Raw genomic sequence first — 4,644 nt, 5'->3', positions numbered from 1 at the left:
TATTACACTAAAAATATTTTATTGTATTATTTATCAGCAATAAAAAACTTTTACGTGACACTTATCACGTTTACTCTTCGATAAAGGTAAGCAAAATGGAGGATCAGTGATTAACGTTACCAAACAAGGCAATAAAAGACGGACAAAAAATATGCTTATAAATAAAAAAACAGAAAAGAAAAGCCAACGCTTATCTTTTCTGTTTCAATTTACTTATTGTTGACGAATAGATTCTTACTTCGCTTCGGCATTTTTTAAATAAGCCAAGATTTCATCTTTAAGTAGTAGCTTTTCTTTCTTTAGCTTATCAATAATATCTTCGTCGTAACCGTCTTTCGCTGTCATTTTTTCGATTTCAGCATTTAGCTCGCTGTGTTTGTCGTATAGACGATCAAAACCAACTTCTTTGCCCTTTAAAGAATCGATTAAATCTTTATATTCTGGAAACATCGGTACTTCCTCATAAATAGTGTATGTATTAGTTATACGCCTTCTATCTAATTAAATTAAGACAAAAATCACGCTTTTGCTGCCCTATTTATGAAAACCAATATTACTATTTCAAGCCATTGAACATGGCTTGAAATAGAGGCAATCTGATTAACTACAGATTTCTGCAAGGGTGCGTAAACGACGCTCAGACTGAGCAACGAACGGGTTGTTTTGATCCCATGCGTAACCTGCCAAAATCGAACACACCATTTGTTTAATTTTAGGATCAGGATCGGTATAGAAAATCACTTTCTGTAATTCACCTGAGTACCAACCTTCAACATACGTGCGGAAAGTATTCACACCTACCATCAGCTTATCAGCATAATTTTGCTGCCAATTTACTTCATCACCAGCTAATTGCTTTAATAATGCATTAACCGCGAAGTCGGCTGACTGCATCGCAATCGTCACACCCGATGAGAACACAGGATCTAAAAACTCCCCAGCATTACCAAGCAGAGCATAGTTGTTGGTAGCAAGGTGTTTAACATTGGCAGAATAACCACCAATTTGCGCTGCTGGGTTTGAGTATTCTGCCTTGCTCAGCAGTTTATTTAAGGTTGGCTCTTCTGCCACAATTTGTTGCAGCGCTGTTTTTTCATCAGCATCGTATTGGGCTAAGAACGCAGGCTCTGCCACAACACCTAATGAACAAGTGCCATTGCTAAATGGGATCAACCAGAACCAAACATCTTCATTGGTTGGATGTACTGAGATCAGGATTTTTTCACGATCATGCTCAACACCACTATCTTCGATATGATCGACAACATGGGTGAAAATCGCATGGCGTACAGGCAAGCATGATGGTTGTTCTAAATCGAGTAAACGCGGTAGCACACGGCCAAAACCACTGGCATCAAGAATGAAATCAGCTTCTAGTTGATAAACCTGATCGCTCACTTCATCACGTACTGTTAATACCGATGTAGTATCGCCGCAATCCACCGCTTCCACATTGTGTTGGTAGCGAATTTCAACACCTTGCTTTGCCGCTTCATCCGCCAGCACTTTATCAAAGTTGCCACGTTGAACCTGAAACGTTGTGCCTGCACCATCAGTAAACTTGTCACGAAAATCAAATGCAGTGTAAGTGTCACGACGACGAAATGCCGCACCGTTCTTGTATTGGAAATCAGCCGCATTAACAGCATCGACCATATTGGCTTTTTTGATCACTTCCATACACGCAGGCAGTAAGCTTTCACCAATAGAAAAACGAGGAAAGGTGTTTTTCTCTAAAACGACAACATCAACCTTATGTTGATTGAGTAACGCGGCTGCAACAGCTCCTGATGGACCTGCACCAATAATTGCGACTTGTGTGCGTTGTCTGTTATTCAAAATCTTGTTCCTTTGATCACGATAGAATGCGCTTATCTGAAGTATGACTCGATAAGGTTAAATGGTCTGTTAATGCGAGCAAGGAGTTTAGCAAAGATCTGTCATCGCGCCACTTCTTGCCCAAGTCTTTGCTTTAAAAAATGGATATGTGAATCATTGTTTTGATTTCTCATAAACGAGATCACATTTTGTCGCCACGCTGTACACACTTATCAATATGTCGGGTGAGTGGAAGGCAAGACGATGAAATCATTGTTATATCTCACAAGCTTACTAACAGTCTTATTACTTAATGGATGCGCTAACCAAGCCTTCTTTTCTCCCTCTAATGACCGCGATCCGAGCGAAAAAGTCTCGCGTATTTATTCACTTTCAGGCAATCACATTGCTTATCGCCTTTTTCCTGCTTCAAACTCTCCACAACGCGGTATGATTGTGCATTTTCATGGCAATAGTGGGCAAATGGAGCAAACCCAAGAGAAAGTCGTATGGCTGACTCAACATGGATTTAATGTTCTGACCTTTGACTATTCGGGCTTTGGTTATTCTACCGGACGTGCGACAGATAAAGCCGCATACCTTGATGCGATTTCAATACTGAACTTTATCAGCCAATATAACCACCAACCATTATTTGTGGTTGCGACTTCAACTGGGAGTAATATTTTTCTACGCGCATGGGCAGATAACCCAGTCGCTATTGATGGCATGATCCTTGATTCACCGTTTAGCAGTTACATCAAAGAAGCCCAATTTGTATTACGCCACAGCCCTTTTGGCATCATGTATGACTGGTTAGCACACCTGATCATGCGAGATGATTATGCTGCCGCACAAAGCCTACATCGCATCCCGTCAAGCCACGCCTTGGTGATCCATTGTCAGCATGATGCAGTCGTGCCTTTTGAGTTTGGTGAGCATGTTTATAGCCATATTAAAGGCACGAAAGCGTTTATGGCATTAGATGACTGCCGCCATGCCAGAGCAATGACAAATGAACACCCGCACCACCAGCAACATATTGCTCAATGGTTAAAAGCCACTGAGCAATTGGTAAGAAACCAAACTTCTGTTACACCAATGGAGATGATCGCCTATCAAGAGTAGTTAAACGTCAGGTTATGCCGCAGCCAGTGTCAGTAAGGTATGACCTAAACCGATGTTATCTTCTCGCTCAACAACCACAAGCCCAGCTTCTGCGACAATTTCAAGGAAGTCTTCACTGCGGTAGAAACGGCTATTACCATTTGCTAAACAGGTGAAATATAACGAGGTTGCATTCAAGCTATAGGTGGCAGCTTCATAGCGCTGGGCATCCCAAAACAGCTCAAGAATATACACGGTCGCACCCGGTGACATAGCTTCTCGCACTCGACGTAAAATACTGAGAATTTCCATTGGCGAGAAACAATCTAAGAACTGGCTCATCCACCACACATCGGCACCTTTTGGTAGCGCTTGGGTTTTATCCAGTAAGTTGATACCGACACCATTAATGCGTTCAGCTAAGCCTTTTTCTTGAGCTTGTGCAAGCGCCATTTCTATTTGTTGTGGCAAGTCGATAATGGTGACATTGACATCAGGATCATAAGCACAGCACTGTTGCGCCCATTTCCCCGTGTTACCACCAATATCAAATAAACGCTTAGGCTTTTTAGCAAAGACACGCTCAAGCAATAACGGGAATGAACGATCAGAATAGAAGTGATCGAAGTTAAACCAACTTTCTTTAGCAGCCGTTGGCAATTGTGATAACCCTTGGTAAATGGTTTCCCAATCACCGAGTTCCACCAAGCCTGCCGGTTTACTTTCTTTGATAGAGTCAGAAAGGTGCATCATCGCGGCATAACAAACATCAGCAATAAAGTCTAAGTTCGCTCGTGTCATACCGTCATGCAATAGATAGTAACCAAGATTCGCTAAACGATAATTGGGAGCCTGCCACGTTACGATATGAGCACTTAACCCCATATCTAATAGTACTTTGACCCCGTATTCACTGATCCCTGTACGCTTTGAAATGGCAGCAGCATCCAGCCCTTCTTTTTTCACTTCGTCTAATGCAGCAAGAATACCAAGATCACGCAGTGACTTAGCGGTTTGAAATACGATAGGAGCAAAAGCGAGTTTTTGCGCTTCTGTTTTTGCATCAAGAGCATTGAAAGGATCAATAGAATAATGGGTCACGCGACACCTACATCAATTATATAGTTAGCGCTTATTCTATCGACCCTTGAGGGGGCATTATTGTTCTAAAACAAATTATTGGTAATTAACCTTGTCACCTTTTCGCTCAATGACTTACCAATAAACACCTCTTTTTTTATTAATAATTTTGGGTACTTACACCCAGTTGTTGTTGGATTGAGCGTGAAAGTCTCACCACCCAATTATTATAATTACGATGAATATCAGTACCATCGTAATCTAAGTTTTGGCTGTCTTTATAGTCAATGCTGTAGCTGGTTGATGAATATGGGATCTCAACGGTTGCACTATGGGTTCGCACCGAAATATTCGCCAAAATCAAACCCGGCTTGATCACTCGCGCACTCCAACCGCGCTGCTCTGCAGCCGTTAAAATCGCTTTTTGTACATCTTCTGCCGTGTGCTGTTGTCCCGTCACAGTCGTTGGCACATAAACATTGTTTAAATTCATTACAGGTTTACTAGTACAACCGACAATGAGCAAGCTAGCTAAAGTTGTTAGGAAAAGTTTTTTCATTGTTTAATTATTATCGCTGTTATTAATTAGAATTTTATCAGCTAAGCATTATTTCGCTGTCTATATTAAGCTTGTAATAC

5 protein-coding genes are annotated in these 4,644 nt (G+C 41.3%); 1 reads left to right on the top strand and 4 read right to left on the bottom strand.

Annotation, left to right across the window (positions count from 1 at the left end):
* Positions 1–234: 234 nt before the first annotated feature.
* A complete protein-coding gene (locus tag E5A76_RS17360) occupies positions 235–450 on the bottom strand; it encodes a YdcH family protein (RefSeq protein ID WP_008988644.1) in 216 nt (71 codons plus the stop codon).
* Positions 451–600: 150 nt separating this feature from the next.
* Positions 601–1,842, bottom strand: coding sequence for an NAD(P)/FAD-dependent oxidoreductase (locus tag E5A76_RS17355; RefSeq protein ID WP_161119703.1), 1,242 nt, complete (start codon positions 1,840–1,842; stop codon positions 601–603).
* A 240-nt stretch (positions 1,843–2,082) separates the two neighbouring features.
* Here E5A76_RS17355 and E5A76_RS17350 point away from each other — a divergent pair, with 240 nt between their 5' ends.
* Positions 2,083–2,946 (top strand): alpha/beta hydrolase, encoded by an 864-nt coding sequence (locus tag E5A76_RS17350; protein WP_161119702.1) that lies wholly within the window; start codon positions 2,083–2,085, stop codon positions 2,944–2,946.
* Between the two features lie 12 nt (positions 2,947–2,958).
* Here the strand turns inward: E5A76_RS17350 and E5A76_RS17345 are convergent, their stop codons facing one another.
* Together E5A76_RS17345 and E5A76_RS17340 are read right to left on the bottom strand one after the other, a co-directional pair.
* The gene (locus E5A76_RS17345) at positions 2,959–4,026 is read right to left on the bottom strand and encodes a methyltransferase (RefSeq protein WP_161119701.1); all 1,068 of its coding nucleotides are present in this window, start codon (positions 4,024–4,026) and stop codon (positions 2,959–2,961) included.
* 139 nt (positions 4,027–4,165) lie between these two features.
* Positions 4,166–4,564: a hypothetical protein gene (locus tag E5A76_RS17340; RefSeq protein WP_161119700.1), complete on the bottom strand. Its 399-nt coding sequence runs from the start codon at positions 4,562–4,564 to the stop codon at positions 4,166–4,168.
* Positions 4,565–4,644 lie beyond the last annotated feature (80 nt).

It is taken from the genome of Photobacterium lucens (assembly GCF_009873615.1).
Classification (GTDB): Bacteria; Pseudomonadota; Gammaproteobacteria; order Enterobacterales; family Vibrionaceae; genus Photobacterium; species Photobacterium lucens.
The sequence above is the reverse complement of the archived record's forward strand: the minus strand, read 5'-3'. Positions and strand labels throughout refer to the sequence as shown.

Coding starts and splice junctions, on each gene's coding strand:
- E5A76_RS17360 (WP_008988644.1), bottom strand. CDS start 450: ATGTTTCCAGAATATAAAGATTTAATCGATTCTTTAAAGGGCAAAGAA.
- E5A76_RS17350 (WP_161119702.1), top strand. CDS start 2,083: ATGAAATCATTGTTATATCTCACAAGCTTACTAACAGTCTTATTACTT.
- E5A76_RS17340 (WP_161119700.1), bottom strand. CDS start 4,564: ATGAAAAAACTTTTCCTAACAACTTTAGCTAGCTTGCTCATTGTCGGT.